At 45.7% G+C, this 22522-nt stretch carries 22 protein-coding genes and 3 tRNA genes; 9 read left to right on the top strand and 16 right to left on the bottom strand.

The genetic code is table 11. From position 1 onward, the window contains the following. The first annotated feature begins 184 nt into the window (after positions 1-184). Positions 185-490, top strand: a complete 306-nt coding sequence (locus Q4Q50_RS07530; protein WP_011846045.1) for a DUF1289 domain-containing protein — start codon at positions 185-187, stop codon at positions 488-490. A 117-nt stretch (positions 491-607) separates the two neighbouring features. Here Q4Q50_RS07530 and Q4Q50_RS07525 read toward each other — a convergent pair whose 3' ends face one another. From Q4Q50_RS07525 to Q4Q50_RS07505, 5 genes are all read right to left on the bottom strand, one after another. Continuing rightward, the gene (locus tag Q4Q50_RS07525) at positions 608-1876 is read right to left on the bottom strand and encodes an ATP-binding protein (protein WP_311898941.1); all 1269 of its coding nucleotides are present in this window, start codon (positions 1874-1876) and stop codon (positions 608-610) included. Positions 1877-1887: 11 nt separating this feature from the next. Continuing rightward, positions 1888-2601 carry a response regulator gene (locus Q4Q50_RS07520; protein ID WP_006080570.1) on the bottom strand — a complete coding sequence of 238 codons (714 nt, stop codon included), beginning with the start codon at positions 2599-2601 and terminating at the stop codon, positions 1888-1890. Continuing rightward, positions 2601-3011 carry a DUF3019 domain-containing protein gene (locus Q4Q50_RS07515; RefSeq protein WP_006085791.1) on the bottom strand — a complete coding sequence of 137 codons (411 nt, stop codon included), beginning with the start codon at positions 3009-3011 and terminating at the stop codon, positions 2601-2603. Before Q4Q50_RS07515 ends, Q4Q50_RS07520 begins: the two co-directional genes overlap by 1 nt. A 5-nt stretch (positions 3012-3016) precedes the next feature. Then, the gene (locus Q4Q50_RS07510) at positions 3017-3880 is read right to left on the bottom strand and encodes a MipA/OmpV family protein (protein ID WP_012588355.1); all 864 of its coding nucleotides are present in this window, start codon (positions 3878-3880) and stop codon (positions 3017-3019) included. Positions 3881-4244: 364 nt separating this feature from the next. Beyond that, positions 4245-4481, bottom strand: coding sequence for a hypothetical protein (locus Q4Q50_RS07505; RefSeq protein WP_006080575.1), 237 nt, complete (start codon positions 4479-4481; stop codon positions 4245-4247). A gap of 779 nt (positions 4482-5260) precedes the next feature. On the opposite strand from Q4Q50_RS07505, the gene Q4Q50_RS07500 reads away from it, so the two are divergent. Then, positions 5261-5824: an acetate uptake transporter gene (locus tag Q4Q50_RS07500; protein ID WP_311898940.1), complete on the top strand. Its 564-nt coding sequence runs from the start codon at positions 5261-5263 to the stop codon at positions 5822-5824. Between the two features lie 71 nt (positions 5825-5895). Here the strand turns inward: Q4Q50_RS07500 and Q4Q50_RS07495 are convergent, their stop codons facing one another. Then, the gene (locus Q4Q50_RS07495) at positions 5896-6366 is read right to left on the bottom strand and encodes a YcxB family protein (protein WP_311898939.1); all 471 of its coding nucleotides are present in this window, start codon (positions 6364-6366) and stop codon (positions 5896-5898) included. Between the two features lie 312 nt (positions 6367-6678). On the opposite strand from Q4Q50_RS07495, the gene Q4Q50_RS07490 reads away from it, so the two are divergent. Continuing rightward, the gene (locus Q4Q50_RS07490) at positions 6679-7017 is read left to right on the top strand and encodes a TehB family protein (protein ID WP_311898938.1); all 339 of its coding nucleotides are present in this window, start codon (positions 6679-6681) and stop codon (positions 7015-7017) included. Between the two features lie 132 nt (positions 7018-7149). Here the strand turns inward: Q4Q50_RS07490 and Q4Q50_RS07485 are convergent, their stop codons facing one another. Both Q4Q50_RS07485 and Q4Q50_RS07480 read right to left on the bottom strand, forming a co-directional pair. After that, positions 7150-7566: a VOC family protein gene (locus Q4Q50_RS07485; RefSeq protein WP_259527184.1), complete on the bottom strand. Its 417-nt coding sequence runs from the start codon at positions 7564-7566 to the stop codon at positions 7150-7152. A gap of 56 nt (positions 7567-7622) precedes the next feature. Beyond that, entirely contained in the window at positions 7623-8237 is a 615-nt protein-coding gene (locus Q4Q50_RS07480; protein WP_259567455.1) for an NADPH-dependent FMN reductase, read from the bottom strand. A 147-nt stretch (positions 8238-8384) separates the two neighbouring features. On the opposite strand from Q4Q50_RS07480, the gene Q4Q50_RS07475 reads away from it, so the two are divergent. Further along, positions 8385-9008: a helix-turn-helix transcriptional regulator gene (locus Q4Q50_RS07475; RefSeq protein WP_311898937.1), complete on the top strand. Its 624-nt coding sequence runs from the start codon at positions 8385-8387 to the stop codon at positions 9006-9008. Positions 9009-9114: 106 nt separating this feature from the next. Here Q4Q50_RS07475 and Q4Q50_RS07470 read toward each other — a convergent pair whose 3' ends face one another. Beyond that, positions 9115-10041, bottom strand: a complete 927-nt coding sequence (locus tag Q4Q50_RS07470; protein ID WP_006085782.1) for a tetratricopeptide repeat protein — start codon at positions 10039-10041, stop codon at positions 9115-9117. 161 nt (positions 10042-10202) lie between these two features. On the opposite strand from Q4Q50_RS07470, the gene Q4Q50_RS07465 reads away from it, so the two are divergent. Further along, the gene (locus Q4Q50_RS07465; protein WP_283629833.1) at positions 10203-10910 is read left to right on the top strand and encodes a pseudouridine synthase; all 708 of its coding nucleotides are present in this window, start codon (positions 10203-10205) and stop codon (positions 10908-10910) included. Between the two features lie 139 nt (positions 10911-11049). Here the strand turns inward: Q4Q50_RS07465 and hmpA are convergent, their stop codons facing one another. The 6 genes from hmpA to Q4Q50_RS07435 form a co-directional block, all read right to left on the bottom strand. Beyond that, positions 11050-12243 (bottom strand): NO-inducible flavohemoprotein, encoded by a 1194-nt coding sequence (gene hmpA, locus Q4Q50_RS07460; protein ID WP_311898936.1) that lies wholly within the window; start codon positions 12241-12243, stop codon positions 11050-11052. Positions 12244-12504: 261 nt separating this feature from the next. Continuing rightward, positions 12505-14130, bottom strand: coding sequence for a methyl-accepting chemotaxis protein (locus Q4Q50_RS07455; protein WP_012588348.1), 1626 nt, complete (start codon positions 14128-14130; stop codon positions 12505-12507). Positions 14131-14296: 166 nt separating this feature from the next. After that, positions 14297-14383, bottom strand: a tRNA-Leu gene (locus Q4Q50_RS07450). 86 nt (positions 14384-14469) lie between these two features. Then, positions 14470-14556, bottom strand: a tRNA-Leu gene (locus tag Q4Q50_RS07445). 54 nt (positions 14557-14610) lie between these two features. Further along, a tRNA-Phe gene (locus tag Q4Q50_RS07440) sits at positions 14611-14686 on the bottom strand. Positions 14687-14915: 229 nt separating this feature from the next. Next, a complete protein-coding gene (locus Q4Q50_RS07435) occupies positions 14916-15677 on the bottom strand; it encodes an outer membrane protein assembly factor BamD (protein WP_006085778.1) in 762 nt (253 codons plus the stop codon). Between the two features lie 122 nt (positions 15678-15799). On the opposite strand from Q4Q50_RS07435, the gene rluD reads away from it, so the two are divergent. From rluD to clpB, 3 genes are all read left to right on the top strand, one after another. Then, complete coding sequence (gene rluD, locus Q4Q50_RS07430; RefSeq protein ID WP_006080591.1) at positions 15800-16774, top strand: 23S rRNA pseudouridine(1911/1915/1917) synthase RluD; 975 nt, start codon at positions 15800-15802, stop codon at positions 16772-16774. Next, positions 16775-17509, top strand: a complete 735-nt coding sequence (pgeF, locus tag Q4Q50_RS07425) for a peptidoglycan editing factor PgeF (RefSeq protein WP_071940219.1) — start codon at positions 16775-16777, stop codon at positions 17507-17509. A gap of 198 nt (positions 17510-17707) precedes the next feature. After that, positions 17708-20281 carry an ATP-dependent chaperone ClpB gene (gene clpB, locus Q4Q50_RS07420; RefSeq protein ID WP_006080593.1) on the top strand — a complete coding sequence of 858 codons (2574 nt, stop codon included), beginning with the start codon at positions 17708-17710 and terminating at the stop codon, positions 20279-20281. A gap of 250 nt (positions 20282-20531) precedes the next feature. Here clpB and Q4Q50_RS07415 read toward each other — a convergent pair whose 3' ends face one another. Next, positions 20532-20999, bottom strand: a complete 468-nt coding sequence (locus Q4Q50_RS07415; RefSeq protein ID WP_006085776.1) for a DUF4124 domain-containing protein — start codon at positions 20997-20999, stop codon at positions 20532-20534. Positions 21000-21093: 94 nt separating this feature from the next. On the opposite strand from Q4Q50_RS07415, the gene pssA reads away from it, so the two are divergent. Next, entirely contained in the window at positions 21094-21945 is an 852-nt protein-coding gene (gene pssA, locus Q4Q50_RS07410; protein ID WP_006085775.1) for a CDP-diacylglycerol--serine O-phosphatidyltransferase, read from the top strand. The last annotated feature ends 577 nt before the right edge of the window (positions 21946-22522 follow it).

The raw sequence follows: 22522 nt of genomic DNA, 5'->3' as shown, positions 1-22522 counted from the left end.
AACTCTGTTCAATGTGCCTTGATTAAGGTTGTTTCTGCAAGTACTTTAGATAAGTGTGTTGTATTTGAATCGCTTTAAACGCCATTCGGCAGCTTCTTTTTTAGCATGGGGCGTTTAACCATGGTTCATCTGAGCATGCTTCATTTGAAAACAGCTCATTTTGACAGAGGAATAGCGGCGGGTTATGGAACAGTTAGCCTTTTTTGATATCCCCAGTCCCTGTATCGGTGTGTGTGCCACCGATGCGCGCGGTTACTGTAATGGTTGCCTGCGAAGCCGTGACGAAAGATTCAATTGGTTAACGTTTTCAGATGCGCAAAAGTACGATGTCATTCGGCTGTGCACTCAACGTAAACGCCGTCGCCAGTTGGCGATGATGAAAGCACGGCAAGCGCAAATTGAGCAAGAAAGGGCGGCGTTAAATCCGCAGTTGAATTTTGAGCCTGAGCCCGAAGCCGATCTGGATTTTGGTGGCTTCGAGCTAGACTAATATTTTGAATACTTTGTTAAATAGTCTTGTTTAACTGACTTGTTTTACTGGCTTGTAGAATTAGCGCGTTAGATGAATAACAGATCCGCAGTCGTTTAATCCCTATCCCAATCCCTATTACAGCTTGCGCTTCTTCGGCCAGATTAAATTAAATCGGGTATGTTGCTCATCGCTGGTGACGCTCACATTTCCCTGGTGTCGCTGCATAATCCGTTTGATGATCGCAAGTCCCAAACCGTGTCCCTTATTGCCATTTTGCACCGATTGGCTGCGATAAAAAGGCTCGAACACTTTCGGTAAATCCACCGCGGGGATAGGTTCACCGTCGTTACTCACACTTAAATTCACCCTGTGCTGCGTCTGCTTAACCTCAATAATGATTTCAGTGCGGGCAAAGCGTTGGGCGTTGGTCAGTAAATTTTGCAGCGCACGTTCAATTAATGCCGGTTCCCCAAACAAGGGCAGTTTTTCGACTTCTGTCTTTAAGGTAATAGGCGTTGGACTTAAGGTTTCTAGGCGCTTAATGCTTTGATTGATGAGATTAATTAAATCGTACTCATCCAACTGGATACCTTCTCGCTGGGACTCTAAGCTGGCGTATGTCAGCAGTTCTTGGAGTAAGTCTTCCATTTCTTTGATATCGAGCTGCATCTCGTCGAGAAAGTCTTGGCGCTTTTGTTCGTCCGAATCCGGCTGACAATACATGGGCATGAGTGCAAGGGCGAATTTGAGTCTTGCCAGCGGCGTGCGGATCTCATGGGAGACCGCATTAGACAGGTGTTTCTGGTTCTCAATCAAGGCGCTGATATGTCGCGCCATCTCGTTAAACGTATTGGCTAAGGGTTTGACCTGAGAGCGATTTGACAGGGTAATCCGCGTGTTCCATTTCGCTTCGCCAAACTCTTTGGTAGCTTTACGCAGTATGCTCAAATCCCGAGAAAGCGGGCCTACCCAAATCAACGCTACTAACGCAAGTGACAAATAGAAGAACAGGGTGAACAGGCTGCGAAGGTTGGCTCTAGGATCTATGTCCAGCGGCCCCGCCATTAAGACTTGATCGCCGACTCGGATAAATTGCAGCAGGTTATCGTCATTGGTCGTGGTGGTGAACACAGTACTGGTACTGAGGGCTTGATTGTCAGCCAGCGCGACTTGATCGGCACTGAGCAATTGCAACGGCATCACAGGATTAGCTGGGATCGCCTCCAGATACCTTTGGCGGGTATCGGTAGGCAGTTCCGCTAACAATTGCGCCAAGGCTACTAATGGCGCATCGAGGGCGTTATTGTCATCCACATTTTTCTGCCACAGGCTGTCGAGTGTCCAGCCAATCCCAAGCACGCTGAGACTGAGTAGCAGATATAAACTGATAAAGAGACGTTTCACTGTATCTGTGCTTAGTTATTCCAGGCTTCAGGAGCAAAGAGATAACCTTGTCCCCAAACGGTTTTAATTCTGAACGGTGTCTCGATATTATCGTTGAGTTTTTTACGTAATCTAGAGATACGCACGTCAATTTTTCGATCTTTACCATCGAAATCAATATTGAGTAACAGCTGATAAATATACTGACGGCTGAGTACTTGGCCAGCTTGTGAGGCCAGTAACCACAGCAACTCGAATTCATGGCTGGTGAGATCGATTTCAGTTTCATTGAGGCGAATCGCGTGGGTATGCGGGTCGATACTCAGTTTACCAAAGGTCAAGCAGTGGGATTCTGCCTGAGGTGGCTGATTTTGACGGCGAAGTAAGTTGTTGATCCGCGCGACTAACAGGGCTGGATCGACAGGCTTAACCACATAGTCATCGGCACCGAGTTCTAAGCCTTTGATTTGATCTTCGCTTGAGCCAAGTGCGCTCATTAGCAGGATTGGGCCTGCAAAATAGTCGGGCAGTTTCTCACACAGGGTGAGGCCATCCATGCCCGGCAGCATAATGTCTAACAGTATGATATCTGGCTTGTAATTGATTAATCGCGTTAATACTGTGTCGCCACGGCGTTCAACTTCAACATGCATACCATGGGATTTTAGGTAATCTACAATCAAGTTTGCTAGGCGAACGTCGTCTTCAACCAATAATACTCTGTGGTTCGATTGTGGGCTTGTCATTAAAATAAACTCCAAGGGTTGCGGTAACGTCTGCGAACCTGAGGTTGTGATGCAGAAGTGATTTTAAGTTTGGCACCAGCCAAAGTTTGGTTACTGTCTTTACTCACCATGACAAATTGAATATCCGTCATAGTGTGGATTTTCATGCTTAACGTATGGGTTGAAACTGAATCACTGCACCATTTTGGATAGGCGGCATTGTCGGACAAAATACAGATAAGCTCATCTTTGGCGAGCTCCCACTGTAGTTCAATATAGACGTCGCAGGCCTGAGTTTCTGAACTGGTAATACAAATTTCGGGTGTGAGTTTAAGAGCCGCGTCGCGAGTTTTAGCTTGTGCAGAACTTGGGCCCATCAAGCCGAGGCTTAGACCAAGAAAGCAAAGCAAGCTTAACTGAGGCAGCGTCACTAACGTTAGAACCTATAGGCTGCGCCGATAAAGTAGGTGCTGCTATAGTCTTGGTCTAACAAGGGACTGGCGGCAATCTCATCGGCAATTAGAGTGTAACGAACTGCCAAGAGTAGATCCCAATTGTCAGTTAATATATAACGGGCCGTCATTTCCGCACCTTTATCCCAACCTGATTTTGCTTGATATTGTTCACTCCAATAGGCGTTTTCACTCGGTCTAACGCCATAATAATAATCGACCACTGCTTGGCTCTTCCAATCAAACACCAGTGCGAATTCAAAAATGAAACGATCGTAATCCCAGCCATAGGTCCATTTTATTTGTGCTTCTGAACCTTGATGAACATTGAACATATCATGGGTGTACGCCAATCGAATAATGCCGAGTCGGGTATAGATGAATGCTTCGGCACCGCCAAGTAGGGTGAAGTTCCGTGTCTCTAAAGAATTAAATTCACGTTCGGGCTCTGTCGACAAAGACATACTCGTTATGGCTTTGGCTTCGACTTGTGTGCCGCGGTTCAAAAAGATATTCGATGGGTCCCATCGATAGAAATAGGCTCTATCTAAGCTATAACTGGTGACGAGATTGAACGTGAAGCTTTCTTGCTCGGCTAAGGTGTAGCCTAAATTACCATTATCGAAGAACCAGTGTTCGCCGTAATAGGCCACTGTAGGGATAAAGAACAGTGGAATATCGTCAAAATCCTTGAGTGGATTGCTTTTTTGTCCCCAGCCAATGGCGACGCCGAGATCCCAGTTGTTCATCTCAATACACTGATTTTCAGATGCGCAGGTTTCTTTCGCCATTCCGACAGAGGGCAAAATACTTAAACTTGTAATGAGGACAAAAAGGATGCGATACATGATTTAACGATTAAGGGCTGAGGTTAATAATACAGGAAAATAGATTAGCATTTTATGCCCGATTCAACAGTGGTTTCATTCGCAGGGATGCAAAATGATACAGCTATCAATTAAATAGTAAATTTGTAGATCGCACAATACCTTGATAGTCATGCTAAAAGCCTATTTTGGTGGCTTTCATACGGTTAATTGTGGATGTTAAATTTTGTATTCGATACGTTTCGTCTGTAACTGAAATGATATTAATTGTGAGCTGAATAGCTGTGTTACTTGAAAATAATAATGCCATTCGCAGATGTGAATGGCATTGAATGAAGCTGAAGAACGCGCTTTTGCGGTATTAACGTTGGGATTAGAATGAAGATTAATTAACCTCAGTAACCGACTTGTAGCCCATTTCTGTCAGTTGATCGTTTACACAATCAAGCACATATTGTTTTAGCTCTGCATTCTCGACTTGATCTTCAGAGGCCATCTGCTGGCACACTTCTTTCAGCTGAGCGATATCGGCTGCGGGTGCAGGCGGTAAAGATGAGTCGTCAGCAAGGGTCGTGAAGCTCACTAATGCCAACAGAGTGAAAACAGCTGATAACTTATTCATTTTATTTCCTTTAGTTATGTATTGTTAACTACAGATTAAGAAGCATTCTCTTAATACCACTGCGCCAACATCTGCAATTTATCACTGCTATTCTGTTTTAGATATAAATAATTTTTACCTTTTGGCGTTGAGGATTTTTAGCTTATTTTCCCTTGATTCGCTTCAAGTAAATCTGATGCTTAAGTGCTGTTCAATAGACTTAGCTTTAGTCATTATCCCAACAGATGAACCTGTTGAGTTTGGCTTCAGCGCAAAGGGCTTTGTGCAAAGGTTATGTGCAGAGTGAGTTGTGCTTAACTCCTGCATTAGCTCCGTAGGCTAAAATAGGCTAAATCTGGCATCCCAGAGTTGGTTTTTCCAAAAGTGCCACTTACATCACCTTAACCACTTATTTGCGATTAAGTGCAGTATTCTTGCTGTTTTAGCCCTCGTTTTGATTAAGGTTTTAAGGGCGCTTAATACCAAACTATGCGGCAGTTATAAAAAGTCGCATAAAATGCGATATGACGCAGGTTGTAGTCGACTTTCTTCCTAGAATATTGAATTGAAAAGAATTAATTTTTAATCAAAATTAGGACTCGGTTTATTTTCAGTATGTTTGATTTTAAGTGTATGTTTTTATTTTGTATTTATTGCTACTTATTCATTTTTAATGATTTCGTTGCCAAGGTTGTGGCTATCCTCTAGAATGCGCGGCTCTCGCAGGTGCGTGAACATAAAGTTTGCGGTTAATGCCGTTGATTTTTATTGAATTATTGATTTTTCTCTAGGGGAACTCTGTGTCTACAAAACTGGCTAATCCAGCGCCATTAGGTTTAATGGGCTTTGGTATGACAACGATTTTGTTAAACATCCATAACGCGGGATATTTCCCTATTGATTCTATGATCTTAGCCATGGGGATTTTTTACGGCGGCATTGGTCAAGTGATTGTGGGTATTATGTGTTTTATGCGCGGCGATACTTTCGGTACGACGGCATTTACCTCTTACGGGTTGTTTTGGTTAACATTAGTGGGATTAATCTTAATGCCTAATGCGGGCATTGCGGCGAGTCCAACGTATTTTATGGGCTGGTATTTAACACTTTGGGGCATATTCACCGCATTTATGTTTGTGGGTTCTTTGCGTTATCCACGAGCTAAGCAGTTTGTATTTGCTTCTTTGACGCTCTTATTTTTCCTGCTGGCTGCACGTGATTTTACGGGCTGCGCCTTGATTGGCACGATTGCGGGCTTTGAAGGGATCATCTGCGGTGCGAGTGCGATTTATTTTGCGATGGCGCAGGTGCTCAATAATGAGTATGGCCGCACGATTTTACCGGTTGGTGAATTGAAAAAGTAATGCTGCAGTGATGAAGACTGGTGAAAAGGCTGATAAAAATCAGCCTTTTTTATGGGTGTTTTTTAGCGGGACTAGATTTTAGTTTTAATATAGGCCGCAGCCGCCTCATCTAAGCTACGCAAGGATACATAACTCGTGCCTGCCTTGTGGGTGATCAAGAAACCTTTTTCAGTTTCTTTAATCCGGTAAATGTCTGTCCATAAAATTTGGCTGGTCACTGACATAGATTGAGTGTGAATCCCTTGCTCATCAATGGTGAGCGTGACCTCATTGCTAGCCGCTTTACTCATCATTTGACGCATCAACCACCATGCCTTGTGATACTTCACATTGAGCGCCTCGATAACGCCGAGTCCAACGAAGAAGTAAGCTAAATAGAGGCTAATGTCGGCAAAGACCAGCGCGATACCTATCATGCTCAACCCTATGGCTTTGTAGTAAGGTTTGAGCGTGGGATCTGGCACAACAGATTGGGTATAGCACTCATCGAAATGGGCTTTATCTAAAATATAGGTCGTTGAGTAAGAATAGGGTGTCGGCATAATGTCATCTACTTTAGGTGCAGCTTAATGCGGGCTAGTGTAGCGATTACAGTGATAAAAGTAACTAAAGTCACTAATTCATAAAGCCACTAATGCATAAAGTTGCTCGTGTATTAAGTCGCTACGTATAAAGCGCTAAGATCGCTCGCGTGAGTATGGGTAAGTGTGCTGTGGCGTCCTATGCCAATGTTGGAAGGATATCCTCGATGAAGCTAACACTGGGAGTTGGACAGAAATGCTGCAACGGCTATATTAGTCTTGTCGTCAGCGTTATTCGATCCCCATGAGTTCCTCAAGGAGTGCGAAAGCATAATGGCCTTAGTCCCTAAAGATTTTGTTAATTACAAATCAACGCCGGTTTTCAGTCGTGACAACGTCCCTAACATGTTGCTGCACATGCACAATACTAAGGCTGGCGTGTATGGGCAGATCCAAGTACTAACGGGCAGCTTAAAGTTCTATGGCTTTACGGGCAGTAGAGGCGAGTTAGATAAAGAAATCATCATTCGCGCCGGTGAGACGGCCATTTCTCATCCCGAGTATTGGCATAAAGTGGAGCTGCTGACCGAAGATACCCAGTTCAGACTTCACTTTTATGCCCATAAGGATTCGGTCATAGTGGTACAGCAGCAATCCGAGCGAAGTGAATAGTGTCTAGCTCCTAGCTCCTAGCACCTAACATCTAGCAACTAACACTCAGTCCAATTCGCGCGGTTCACGGCTGCAGTTGACCACTTTTTTTAATAACGACTTACGCTAATACCGCTAATACCGCTAATACCGCTAATAGCGATTTCGCTCCGCTGGAATATCAGTTAAATACTCGACAAATTCCACTTCAAAACCATGGGCGTCAAAGAAGTAAATATTACGTCGATAGGGATCTTCCATGCCATCTTTGGCAATCGGGAATCCTGCTTGGGTCAATCTTGCTATCACAGCATCTAAGTTGTCGGTGACAAAGGCAAAATGCGCCAGTCCAATTTGATGGCCAGTTAAATCTCGGTTTTCTCCCTCACCATTATCACTAAAAGCAATGTATTGATAATCATCGCCAAAATGAATCCAATTACGAGGTTTGCCGTACCAAGTGCCCTTATCGCCACCGCGTACACGCCAGTGGGGAAAAGCCGCCTGATAAAAGCGCAGTGCTGCGGGGATGTTGTCTACCACTAAGTTGATATGCTCTAAATGAATCATAATGCGTTCCTTGTAATGATTTTAGTCTGTTGCTGGTGGTTAAAATCTCAAGCCGCTTACATACCGTAACAGTATTCCTGCTGCTTTGGGTACGCTTGTCCGGCATGTTGTTGACGAATGGGCGCTAATGCTTGGGCGTATTGATGCAGCATATACAAGCTGTACTGCACTCTTTCCCTGAGTGCGATATCTCGGGCACCCTCGGGAATGGCATTGAGTACATGGCTGACATTACGGATGATCAAGTGATCGGGGATAGGCACTAATTTATTGTTTTTGAGTGCATTCATCTTCACTTCAACGATGGGATAGGTACCGCCAATCCCGTTCGATACTGAGATTAGCAGTGCTGGTTTATGGGCTGTTTCTTCGCGAGTACACATCAATAAAAAGTTCTTCAGTAGTGGCGATGCCATGCCGCCCCATTCTGGGGTGATAAGTACCAGCGCATCGGCTTCATTGACGCTTTGTTCTATTTCGGGCCAGTGCTCCCCCTTGTTGTCTTCCTCTCCATCCCAAAATGGCAGGTTAAATTGGCATAACTCTAAGTGATGTATGCTGGCGTAACCCATAGCATGGGGAGATGAGAAACTGCTTTCTGCAATGTAGCGACCGACTTTAGCACTTTGGGAGTCGGGTCTTTGGCTGGTGCTGATGATGAGTAACTTCATTAAGTAAACCTATTTGTTTATAAATTATTTATAAGGTAATTACTTTATTTAATCTTGTAAAGGATAAAGTAAATAAAAAAGTTTATTTAATCTGTTAAAGCGGGAATGGATCGGAGATAATGCGCTGGCTACCATCGGAGAGTTCAGATGAAGACCACTGATAAGATTATACAATTGCTCAAGTTGCATGGCCCGCTTACCGCTAAAACCTTAGCGGAGGAATTGGCGTTAACGACTATGGGCGTACGTCAACATCTTCAAGCTTTGGAAGACGCAGGCGATGTGGACATCGAAGATAGAGTTGAAGGTCGTGGTCGCCCAACGCGTTACTGGGGATTGACGGAACAAAGCCGTAGTCACTTTGCCGATCGCCATGAGGAATTGACGGTGCAGCTTATTGATTCGGTGAAAATGATCTTTGGTGACCAAGGCTTAGATAAGCTTATCGACCACAGGGAGCAAAGTGCGTTAGTTCAGTATCGTGCCGCTATGAAAGGGGCGACAGATATTCCGACACGTTTGGCCATCCTTGCGAAATTACGCTCGAATGAAGGTTATATGGCAACGATGGAACAGGTAGATGGCGTGTATTTTTTACTCGAAAATCATTGTCCAATCTGCGCCGCAGCGACTAAGTGTTTAAACTTTTGCCGCTCAGAGTTACAACTTTTCCAGCAATTATTCGCCGATATCGCCGTGGTGAGCCGCGAAGAACATATCATCGAAGGTGCACGCCGCTGTGCATATAAGATTGAGGCTATTCCTCACTAGTGGGACTTAAGCCGCTTCATTTATGGCGCTTTACCTATGAGATAAAACGCCACTGAGCGCCAACGCCATATATCAAGCGTTAGTGCGGAGCTTAAAACTTAGTCGCTTAGGGCTTTTCAGGTTCGTGATAGGCCAATAAAGTTTCGAAACGAGCATGTCCTTTAAGTTGTGAGAAATCCGCCTCATCTAATGCCAGTTCCTTGAAGGATGCGCTGTTATGAATGGCGCGCTCTAAATCAGAAATCGCTCTATCTTCAACCCCTAAGCAAGCAAAGGCGCAGGCTCTTTGATAAAAAGCGTGGGCGTTAGTCGGGTCAACTTCCAGAACGCGATTACACAGGCTTTGTGCCCAGTTAAATTCGCGCATCTCCATTGCGGCGTCGGCTTTGTAGGTCAGCGCTTCTAAATCCCCAGGTCGAATCGTGAGAATCTCATCATAGACTTCAATCTTCTGCTCTGGCGTTTGCGCACTTTGCGCCCGTAGCCAGAGGTTATGGATTTCATTGATGATCTCAATCTCGCGATTATTGTCCGTGATAGTACGGCTCTTACGCTTGAGTTCTTGCTCAAGTACTTTGAACTTTTCTTCGTATTGTTCGGCAATACTTTGCAGCTGGTTAGCAGCCAGTTTGGCTGTGTGCGTTTTGATTTCCCGCAGGGATTGCCAACCGATAAAGGCGACTAACGAGGCGACACCCGCGATGATATAGAAGAAGTAAGTCACAGTGACATTGGCGTAGTTCATCGATTTGTCAGCTACGGCGAGTTCGCGGTCGGTGATGTCGATGGTGAGACGACGCTCGAGATCCTGTTGATCGTGTCTGAGGGATTTAAGTTCATCGAGGACGTAACGCTCGACCAGCGGTTTATCATGGATAGCGGAGGGGCGAGCCGCTTCAGGAGGATTAACTGCATCGTTTGCTTGGGCGAAAAAAGAGCTCGCAAGCGTCACTAAAAACAAGGCTAAAAATAGCAGGTTCGAACGTATTAAAACGGGACTTGCGGATAAGTTTTTGATGCGGTAACCACTCACAGTAAGATGAATTGAGCGCCTAGCTTAACAAATTTTACCTCGTTCGATCCAATTTAGCCCAGAATAGCCTTTGTGATGCTCCTTTAGTTCGGCTTGCTATGAGCCGAACTTGCATCCTGCTAGAATGGCTATCTCATTCATATTTCGTCATTTGTGGTGTTATGCAATCTAAGCGCGGCCGACTCGATCGTTATCTTTGTACCCAGTTACACACTCACCGTAAAGCGGTGCGTGAACTGCTATTATCGGGCCGAGTGTGCGTCGATGGATTGATAGTGAAAGATATGGATAGGCAAGTGGATGAGTTTTCCCGCATCCAACTCGATGAGCAAATACTGCAGGCCAATGCGCCCGTCTATGTGATGCTCCACAAGCCGATAGGTGTAGTAAGTGCCACCAAAGATACTCAACATAAAACTGTGATTGATTTGCTTGATTGCGAAGCCCGTGATGAGTTGCATATCGCCGGCAGACTAGATTTAAACTCTTCGGGTTTGTTGTTATTGACCAATGACAGCCGCTGGTCTGATGCGCTGATGTCACCTACACACAAGGTCGACAAAGTGTATCGGGTTACCTTAGCTAATCCCATAACCGAAGAATACATCGCTGCATTTGCCGAAGGGATGTATTTTGGCTTTGAAGATATTACAACCCAACCCGCTAAGCTGGTTATCCTCGCTGATAACGTGGCTGAAGTGACTTTACATGAAGGTAAGTATCATCAAATCAAGCGGATGTTTGGTCGGTTCCGCAATCCGGTTGTTGGCCTGCATCGATTATCGATAGGCGATATTGTGCTTGATGAAAAGTTGGCACCGGGTGAAAGTCGCGCGCTCACTGCCGCTGAAGTTGCCTCTATCCGTTAAAAATGATGAATAGAAAAGTACATCAAGCATTCATCGTTCTTGTCGTTATTGTTTGCCATGCTAACAATGAAAGCTAAGCACAAAAGCTAAGCATTCAAACGGACCTGAGCGTGCATTTTCTCAAGTCCGTGTCATGCCATTAAAGATCGGCGTGAGGGCCGAACACTTCATAGTGCATGCTTTCAGCCGCGACACCCAGAGCGAGTAGTTGTTGCTTGATGGCTGACATGAATCCAATGGGGCCGCAGAAATAATAACGTGCGTGGGGAAGCAACTGTTCGGCGACTTTACTTAACTCCATTTGCCCTTCGAAATCATAATCATCACCCAACTTATCGGTTGGGGCTGGCTCACGATACCAAACATGACTCGTCAGATTATGATGTTGCTGGCGCTTGGCGTAGATAGCCTGTTTGAACCCGTGTACGGCGCCTTGCTCACAGGCATGCAGCCAAGTGATAGTGCTGGGATGCTGCAGCTTGAGTAATTGATTGAGCATACTTTTCATCGGTGTTTGGCCTACACCAGCCGAAATGAGCACTACGGGGGTGTCCGCCGCGACTTCTAGGGTAAAGTCTCCCGCGGGTGGCATCACCGCGATTTTGTCGCCGACTTGTATCGCATCATGCAGCAGGTTCGACACTTGTCCGCCGAGTTCGCGTTTCACACTGATGCGGTAGCTGGTGCCATTTGGCGCATCGGATAAGGAATATTGACGGATTTCTTCATATGCCAAATTCGGGTGTGTTAGCTTCAAACTTAAATACTGACCGGGGATAAAATCTTTAACGGGCTTGCCATCTTCGGGCGTCAATATGAAGGAGGTGATGACTGCTGACTCGGTATTTTTCGCGCTAATGACAAACTGACGCTCACCTAACCAGCCACCATCTTGCTCTGCATGCGCTTGATAAATTTGTGCTTCTCGCTGAATAAAAATGTTGGCTAAAAATCCATAGGCCTGTGCCCAAGCTTCTAACACTTCTTCTGTTACCGCATCGCCCCCTAATTCTTTAAGCGTTGCCAATAAATGGCTGCCGACGATCGCATATTGCTCAGGTTTGATCAGAAACCCCGTATGTTTTTGGGCAATGCGCTCGACGGTTGAACTCAGTACCGCTAAGTTTTCGATATTTTTCGCATAGGCTGCGACGGCATTGAACAGGGCTACAGGCTGACCACCAGAATGTTGGTGCGCCAAATTAAATACATCTTTTAGTTCAGGATTATGTTTGAACATACGTTGATAAAAATGGGTCGTCAGCGCAGGACCTGCTGATTCGAGTAAGGGAATGGTGCTCTTGATAACTTGGATAGTACGGCTGTCCAACATAGAAAATCCTTAACGTGTAAATATTATGAATGTTTAATGAGTTTAAAGGTCTATTTGATTTAGATCAATAGAGATTATCGCTATCTGTGCTATCGATAACGAGGCAGAGTTCATTTGAAGTGTTCAATAAAAGGAGAAATTAAATCGAGAAATGATGAAACGGATATTCTATTTCAATGGGTTACAGGTGATGTAAATAGATGGGAGTTTGACTGCAACAGCAAAAATGGTTGCAGTCGTTTTGTGGGTGATTGAGTAAAATTAGAGCTTAAATGCGCTCACTTGATTGCGCATGCTGCTGGCGAGCTTAGTTAAATTAATCACAGATTCACTTAATTCAGCCGCCGAAGCTGTGGAATGCTCGGCGATATCGCTGATGGCAATAATGCTGCGATTAATACTCTCGGCAACGCTACTTTGCTCTTCAGCTGCGGTCGCAATGTGGGTATTCAGCTCGGTGATGCTGTCTACTGAGGTGACAATTTCTTTCAGCGCTTGACCCGCCTGATTGGCTTTATCGTTGGCATCATCTACTTGATTGATACCTATTTCCATGGCGCTGACGGCTTCTTTAACCCCTTGTTGTAGGGTGGCAATCATGGCCTCAATTTCTTGAGTCGATTTTTGGGTGCGTTGCGCTAGGGTGCGCACTTCATCGGCCACGACCGCAAAGCCGCGACCTTGCTCTCCCGCCCGTGCGGCTTCAATGGCGGCATTGAGTGCCAGTAAATTGGTTTGTTCGGCAATGCTCTTAATCACATCGAGTACGCGGCCGATATTTTGACTTTCATTAGATAAGAATCCAATGACCTGCGCCGTTTTTTGAATTTGATCAGAAAGCTGCGACATACTGCTAATCGATTGCATCACAATATTATTGCCGTTGGCGGCATAGGTATCGGCATCTTTGGCTGAATCCGCTGCAGCAGATGCGCTTTGGGCGACTTCGGCAACGGTGGCCGTCATCTCATTCATGGCCGTTGCAGTCTGCTCCGTTTCGGCTTGTTGCTGTTGCATTCGTTTATTGGTGGCTTGGGTGAAGCTACTTAACTCATTTGCCGAACTGTTGACCGTAGTTGCTGCCTCGGCAATGGAATGAAGAATCCCCCGTAAGTGTTCAATTACTTGGGTGAGGCTCGTGGATATTTGCCCTAGCTCATCGTGATTAAAAGTGGTGAATCTGACGGTGAGATCTGAGTCTTGATGGATCCTTTTCAGTTTACCAAGGATGTCATTAATGGGATTCATCACGCTGCGATTGACCCAGAGTCCAATCACAATACTGATGATCATGGCGGCACAGGCTAATGCCACAAAAATAGTGATTGAAGATTGATAAATGGCATTTACACGATCTTTTTCTTCGCCCGCTACGCGGATTTGCAGTGCAATCAGTTCAGATATTTGGTTGCTGATAGGATCGATCGCTTGGTACAGCGGCAGGATATTGGCTGAGAGTTGGCTTGAAACATCGCCGTTTAATCCTCTTAAGCGCGAGATCAGGGTATCAATCTGTTGATTCGCGGGGGAGAACAGCACTTCGGCTTGTTTTACGAGTCGGGATTCTTCTGAGGTAAGCTCGGTAGATAGGTATTTTTGCCAATGTTGAGTAATAGTCGATTTGGCACTGTCTAGCGCTTCAGCCGCTTGCGAGGCGGTGAAACCACCCGCGTTCGCCTTATTGACCGCATCGATAACATCGACCGCATACTTATCGGCAATCACTTTTAAGTCATCCAGCGGCACCACTCTGTCGTTATAGATGCGTTCAACACCCGACTCAATGTTGCCCATCATATTAATGGCGAGAAAACCAATCGTCAGTAACATTGCAAGGGGGACCAAAATACCGATAAACATTTTTTGTTTTATTTGTAGACCGTTCATATGGGATAGCCTCAGTGAACTAAAGAGTCCTTTAGGCAGAGCTCGAGCTATCCCTACGATGAGTCTGTAACATTAGGTATAGCAAATCAGCGGAAAGAGGGGAGAGTAACAGAGGATTTATTTTGTTTTAGATACAAAAAAACCTCGCTAAGCGAGGTTTAAATGTTGGTACAGATGAGAGGACTTGAACCTCCACGCCCTTGCGAGCACCAGCACCTGAAGCTGGCGTGTCTACCAATTCCACCACATCTGCATGGCTATCCGAAATTTCATCGAATGAGTAATCTCAAAACCGAAGAAACAATCTTAATGCTTTGTTTCATTCGTTGAACTGCAATTTGGTACAGGTGAGAGGACTTGAACCTCCACGCCCTTGCGAGCACCAGCACCTGAAGCTGGCGTGTCTACCAATTCCACCACACCTGCACTGTACCTATTGCAGTTCTCTAACATTAGTCGCTGAAGCAACCAATTTAAAGATGGTGCCCGAACCCGGAATCGAACCAGGGACACGAGGATTTTCAATCCTCTGCTCTACCGACTGAGCTATTCGGGCGACGGGCGCAATTTAAAGGCTTTTCGGGTTTTGAGTCAATAGATTTTTACTAAATAACGTAAAAAGTGACTCGGTTGGATAAGATTTACACGAAAGTGTCATTTACGCTGCAAGTGGCGAGCTAAAAATAGTCAAACCACTATCCACGCTGGGGACTTAGCAATATCCAGTGATGGGTTATCTTGGCTAGCAAAGCAAAAAAATGCCCCTATTAAAGGGGCATTCTCGGCTAGTTTGATAAGATTTCATTGTTTGGATAGTTAGCTTGCATTACCATGAGCACGTTTTGCTTCAGCTTGCTCTGACCTAATTCGCCATAAGCTTCTATCATTATCTCTAATGCCCGTTCATTTGAAGGGGTGCCAGGATATGTTTCCATTACAGATTGTGCTCGGATTGCTGCGGCGCTCCATGCATTCATCTTAAGATAATATTCGGCAACTTGGATTGAATATCTTGCTAAGCGATTCTTCAACGCTAACATGCGTTTTTGCGCATCGGCGGCATATTTGCTGTTAGGGTAAGTTTTGATAAGACGATCAAAATCTTTGAAAGCATCTTGAGCATTTTTAGGGTCACGATCGGTTCGGTCGATATTAAGCATATCGTGGAACAAGTAGTTGTCGGCTTGCATGTTCACTAAACCGCGCATATAGAACACATAGTCAATATCAGGGTGGGTAGGATTAAGACGGATAAATCTGTCTATGTTCGCAATCCCCGAAGCGACATCGTCCATTTTGTAGTAAGCATAAATCAGGTCTAACTGGACTTGAGTTTTGTGAGGTCCGAAGGGGAAGCGTGAGTCTAACGCCTCCAAAGAACGGACAGCTTTAGAGTAATTGCCAAGTTCCATAGAGGTTCTTGCCTGAGTGTAAAGCACATCAGGTGACGTTTTGGCGGCAATATCGTTATCATCAGGGCTGCTGCTACAGGCTGATAACGCTAGTGAAAATAGGACTAAGGTAACGCCTTTGGAAAATTTATACATACTTGAATTCAATTCTTTTTAAGTTGTAGTTAAGAATTTTTCCATTTCACTATAAAATAGAAAACATCCGATTGTAACAGATAGCACACATTTTTTGACCCCTAAATGGGGATACGGTTCCTATGACACAAGAGATTAATCTAAAAAGCGAGATTTCGGCAACACAAACTGGACTGAGATTAGATCAGGCCCTAGCAGAGTTGTTCCCAGATTACTCGCGCACGCGCATCAAGGAATGGATCCTATCTGATGCAGTTCATGTTGACGGCGTTGTCGTTAATAAGCCCCGCGAGAAAGTTTATGAGCTGCAACAGATACTCATAGACGCCACTCTCGAAGAAGAAGTCCATGCCGCGGCGCAGGCCATTGATCTGGATATCGTCTATGAAGATGACGACATTATCGTGATCAACAAGCAAGCTGGATTGGTGGTTCACCCAGGTGCTGGCAATGCCGATGGCACTTTGATGAATGCACTATTGCACCATTGTCCTGATATTGAGCATGTGCCACGTGCAGGTATTGTGCATCGTCTGGACAAAGATACAACAGGTTTGATGGTCGTTGCCAAAACCGTTGAAGCGCAAACGCATTTAGTTGCCGCTTTGCAGGCCCGTGAAATCACTCGTGAATACGAAGCGATTGTTATGGGGACTATGACAGGTGGCGGTACTGTGGATGAGCCGATTGGTCGTCATCTTACTAAACGTACTCACATGGCCGTGCTGCACTCAGGTAAACCTGCGGTGACGCATTATCGTGTCGCGGAAAAATTCCGTAACCACACACGTCTGAGATTACGTCTAGAATCTGGCCGTACTCACCAGATCCGTGTGCACATGGAATACATAGGCCACGTGTTAGTGGGCGATCCTGTGTATGGTGGTCGTCCAAAACCGCCTAAAGCTGCGAGTCCAGAGTTTTTCGATATCCTGAAAAACTTCAAGCGCCAAGCGCTGCACGCAGTTCGTCTAGAATTAGCTCACCCAGTGAGTTGTGAAATCATGAGCTGGCAAGCGCCAATTCCTGAAGACATGGTGATTTTGACTAAAGCACTGCGTCAAGACACGGTAGAGCATCCGATCGAGTATCTCTAAGTGTTTGATCACGATTGGCCTGTTCCTGCTAATGTTGGCATCGCTATGACAAATCGTCATGGCGGTGTGAGCGTGCATCCCTATGACAGTTTGAATCTTGGACTGCATGTCGGTGATGCTGAACAGCAGGTGATGGCTAATCGTGAATTACTCTGCAAACAATTAGCGTTAACCGCCAAACCTGTCTGGCTTGAGCAAGTCCATGGTACCCATGTGCTCAATTTAGACACGCTAAGCTTAGCTCAGGCTGAGGATACGCCGATTGCCGATGCCAGTTATAGCCGAACTGCGAGCCAAGTTTGCGCTGTAATGACAGCCGATTGTTTACCTGTATTGCTGTGTAATCAAGCGGGAACCGAAGTGGCAGCGGCCCATGCCGGTTGGCGCGGTTTATGTGATGGCGTGATTGAGGCCACCGCGGCGCAGTTTAGTTCTCCTATGGATGAGTTGATTGCCTACCTCGGCCCGGCGATTGGTCCGCAAAAATTTGAAGTGGGCGTCGAAGTGAAGCACGCATTCTGTGGCCTACATCCACAGGCGGCAGCGTGTTTTATTCCCAGTGGTGACAAGTATCTGGCCGATATTATTGGCTTGGCTAAATTACGCTTGAGTTTACTCGGCATCAAGCATATTTATAGCGCCGATATCTGCACTGTCAGTGACACCGATTACTTCTCTTATCGTCGCGATAAGGTGACGGGGCGCATGGCATCATTGATCTGGCTTAAGTCTTAAGTTAATTCCCCTACAATTTATATTTATTTCCGCGTTATCCGCTTGAATTTGGCTAAATAGCCCCCATCTTTTAACTAACGAAATGTAATACCAATCCTATTTAGATCTCTCCATTAGCGGTACTGATTTAACGCCACTAAATTGGCAAGATATCTTGTGGATTGGCATATCTCTACTTTGTGAGTTTTAGGAGGCTGTATGCGACTCGATCGTATGACCAATAAATTTCAGCTTGCCATCTCAGATGCCCAGTCTCTCGCACTCGGGCGTGATCATCAGTTTATTGAACCGCTGCATTTGATGATGGCATTGTTGAACCAAGATTCAGGTTCAATCCATCCCTTATTGACCCAAGCTGGCATTCGCGTGAGTGCGCTGCGCTCGCTTTTGAGTCAAGAGCTGGAACGCTTACCTCAAGTCGAAGGTACGGGCGGCGATGTGCAATTATCCCAAGGTTTAATACGTTTATTAAACCTGTGCGATAAATTGGCGCAAAAGCGTAAAGACAAATATATCTCTAGCGAGTTATTTGTATTAGCCGCGTTAGAAGGAGGCGATGCCCTCGCGCAAGCGTTGAAAAAAGCCGGCGCGACCAAAGAGTTGATGGAGCAAACCATTGAACAAATGCGCGGCGGCCAAAAAGTGGATGATCCGAACGCTGAAGATCAACGTCAAGCGTTGAAGAAGTTTACTATCGATCTGACCGAGCGAGCCGAGCAAGGCAAGTTAGATCCTGTGATCGGCCGTGACGATGAAATTCGCCGCACGATCCAAGTGTTACAACGTCGCAGTAAAAACAACCCCGTCCTTATCGGTGAACCGGGTGTGGGTAAAACGGCGATTGTTGAAGGGCTCGCCCAGCGTATCGTTAATGGTGAAGTCCCCGAGGGCATTAAAAATAAGCGCGTCTTATCCCTCGATATGGGCTCATTGATTGCGGGCGCTAAATATCGCGGTGAGTTCGAAGAACGCTTAAAAGCGGTATTGAATGAGTTGGCGCAGGAAGAAGGTCAAGTGATCCTCTTCATCGACGAGCTGCATACTATGGTCGGCGCCGGTAAAGGTGAAGGCGCAATGGATGCAGGTAACATGCTCAAACCTGCGTTAGCACGTGGTGACTTACACTGCGTGGGTGCGACCACACTTGATGAGTATCGTCAGTACATTGAAAAAGATGCGGCGCTTGAACGTCGTTTCCAAAAAGTGCTGGTGGATGAGCCAAGTGTTGAAGACACCATCGCCATTTTGCGTGGCCTGAAAGAACGTTACGAGCTGCATCACCATGTGGAAATTACCGATCCGGCGATTGTGGCGGCGGCGACTATGTCGCACCGTTATGTGTCGGACCGTAAGTTGCCCGATAAAGCGATCGATTTGATCGACGAAGCGGCATCGAGCATTCGCATGCAGATGGACTCAAAACCTGAGTCACTCGACCGGCTCGAACGTCGTGCTATCCAGCTCAAACTGGAGGAGCAAGCCTTAGCCAAAGAAAATGATGAGGCGAGCCGTCGCAGGCTTGACCATCTGCAAGAGGAATTACGAGACGTTGAAGCTAAAGCTTCAGAGTTGAACGAAATCTGGCGTACTGAAAAAGCCGCACTAGCGGGAACTCAGCACATTAAAGCCGATCTCGAACAGGCTCGAATGGACTTAGAAGTGGCGCGTCGTGCGGGTGATTTAACTCGGATGTCTGAGCTGCAATACGGTCGTATTCCTGAGCTTGAAAAACAGCTCGATTTGGCATCGCAAGCCGAAATGCAGGACATGACGTTATTGCGTAACAAGGTCACTGAGTTCGAAATCGCCGAAGTCTTGTCGAAAGCGACGGGAATTCCCGTATCGAAAATGCTTGAAGGCGAGCGCGAAAAATTACTGCAAATGGAAGTGGCGCTGCACGAGCGGGTGATAGGCCAAAACGAAGCCGTTGATGCGGTCGCGAATGCGATTCGTCGTAGCCGCGCGGGTCTAGCGGATCCAAATCGCCCGATTGGCTCGTTCTTGTTCTTAGGCCCAACCGGTGTGGGTAAAACTGAGCTGTGTAAATCACTGGCGAGGTTCTTATTCGATACCGAATCGGCCTTAGTGCGCATTGATATGTCTGAGTTTATGGAGAAACACTCAGTATCGCGTTTAGTGGGTGCGCCTCCTGGATACGTAGGTTATGAAGAGGGCGGTTACTTAACGGAAGCCGTTCGTCGTAAACCGTATTCGGTGATATTGCTCGACGAAGTCGAGAAAGCGCATCCCGATGTGTTTAACATCTTACTGCAAGTGCTGGATGATGGACGCTTAACCGATGGTCAAGGTCGTACTGTAGATTTTAGAAATACAGTGATCATCATGACCTCGAACTTAGGCTCCGACATTATCCAAGAAGGATTTGGTCAAGTGACCTATGCAGAGATGAAAGCGGCGGTAATGAATGTGGTCACTCACAGTTTCAGACCCGAGTTTTTAAACCGTATCGATGAATCTGTGGTGTTCCATCCATTGGATGCTGCCAATATCAAGCGTATTGCTTCGATACAGATTGCTTCCTTACGCCAACGTTTGGCGGAGAAGGACTATACATTGGAGATCACCGACGACGCATTATCATTGATTGCGGAAATTGGTTTCGATCCTGTGTATGGCGCAAGACCGTTGAAACGGGCATTGCAGCAAGAAGTCGAAAACCCGCTGGCGCAGAAATTACTGCGTGGCGACTTGTTACCGGGTAAACCGATCAAGGTCAGCTGTGCGGGTGGCGAGTTAGTGTTCGAGCAATAACCAGTAGCTGTAACTTAGTGTGTTGTTTGAATGCGATACGTTAACAGCAAGCTTGAAGTTGGATAGGTTGAAATAGGCGAACTGAAATAAGCGTTCTTGAATGAACGAGCTTGAAATAAACTATCTTGCAATAAGAGATAGCGCTTTCTTAGTCAGTATCGCTCCCGCTTCAAGTACTAAAACGAAAGGAGCCGAGTTTTTAACTCGGCTCCTTTTTTATTGCATCAGCTTAATCGCTCTTCATTAATGGCTACTTCTTATCACAGAAGAGTTTTATTCTTTCCTGTTGCTGGGCAATCGAGGCTTGGCGATCTTCCTCTGTCATAGCGACAGATTCACCCGAATCGGAAGTTTGGCGGATAAGCTTAGTGTGCGTCGTGAGAATATCTAAATTGTGTTTAGCACTCTCACAAATGGATTGAGCCTGTTTAGCATCTTTCTCTTTAATCAGCGCCGCTGACTTTTCTAATTCATTGGCTTCAGAAGTGGCTTTCGCTTTCTTTACCGGTGCGATAAAACCCACTTTCGCCTGTTCTAAATCTTCACTGTAGAGTTTTTCTGCTTTGATGTTTTCTTGTTGCGGGGCTTGTTGGCTGTAATGCGTCACCCCATTTTCGTCAACCCAAGTATAGATAACGCCCGCAGAAACGGGGCCAATGAAAAGGCCGAGCCAAAACCATCGGCATAGCATAGTGCTGAACGTGTTCACTTTTAACATCGAAATCATCCCTAACTGGTCTCTCATCGACATGATAATAAAATATGTTATCTTGAAAGCTAACTTCTCTTCACTGAACTAGCGTAATAAGTGTATGCAAAATTCTTCAAATCAAACAGTAAAGAATAAAGGTATCTATTTATTACCGAACCTTTTTACCACAGCGGGTTTGTTTTCTGGCTTTTATGCCGTAATTGCTTCCATGAATGCTAACTTTGAAGCCGCAGCGATAGCCATTTTTATTGCCATGATTTGTGATGGGCTCGATGGACGAGTGGCAAGACTGACTAATACCCAAAGTGATTTTGGTGCTGAGTACGACAGTATGGCCGATATGGTGTCCTTCGGAATGGCGCCAGCACTACTCGCCTACAATTGGGCATTAGCGGACTTAGGTAAAATTGGTTGGCTGGCCGCATTTATCTATTGCGCAGGTGCAGCACTCAGGCTTGCTCGATTTAATACGCAAGTTGGCGTCGCTGATAAGCGTTATTTTCAAGGTCTCGCCAGCCCGGCTGCCGCCGCTGTTATTGCTGGCAGTATTTGGCTTGGTAATCAATATAGTCTCGATGGAAGAAACATCAGTTGGATTGCGGCCCTTGTTACGGCAGCAACCGGTTTACTGATGGTCAGCAATTTCCGCTATCACTCCTTTAAAGAAATTGATTGGCGCGGCAAGGTTAACTTTATCGTGATCTTACTGGTCGTCGGTGTGTTTGTGGTGGTGTCGGTTCAACCTGCATTGATTTTATGTGTCGGCTTCTACTTATATGCGATTTCAGGCCCGATCATTACTATCAGAACGGTGAGAAAACTCAAAGTCGCTCATATTGTCGGTGATGATACGGTAGCGAATGTCGAGACGAACTCCTCAGTCCAAGCCGCTGCACAAACTCAAGTCGTTACAGATCTCGAGAAAGAGAAACAAGAAGAGCATAAACCTTAGGGCTCGTGCATTTGATCATTGCTTATCATTAGCTAGGTGCAAACAAGAGTAAGGCATCACACTAGGCATAACGTTTTTAGAGGTTTGCTGATAGATATAGCGAAAAATAGCTATCAACTTCTGTTTATGCCCATTCAATCTATTAAAACCTCTGCAATAGGTGATTTCTTCTGCCAGACTTATCAACCCAAACAGCGATATTGCTCAATATTGCAGTATATTTCTGCAGTTTGGTGGTTATTCATTCGCTTGGCGCAGATTGTTAAAAAAGCCCTTGCACAAAATCTCCTGCTCCCTATAATGCGCATCCACTGACACGGCAGACAGCGTTAAGCAGCCTGATGTGGCAGTTCATCAATGAGTTTACTGATTGATGAGAGTTGAGAAAGTTTGCAAAAACTCCTTGACGCGAAACGGGAAATGCGTAGAATACGCAGCCCTAGCCAACTGGAAGCGTTCGACGCTCAGTGTGGTACTCAAGTTCTCTTACGAATATTGAGTTGCTCTTTAACAAGATAAAACAAGAAATCTGTGTGGACACTCACAGGTGTTGAGTTAATCGAAACTGCTTAACCTT

Source organism: Shewanella scandinavica (assembly GCF_031932065.1).
GTDB classification, from domain to species: domain Bacteria; phylum Pseudomonadota; class Gammaproteobacteria; order Enterobacterales; family Shewanellaceae; genus Shewanella; species Shewanella baltica.
Note: the sequence above shows the minus strand (reverse complement) of the source record. Positions and strands in the feature narration are given on the sequence as shown.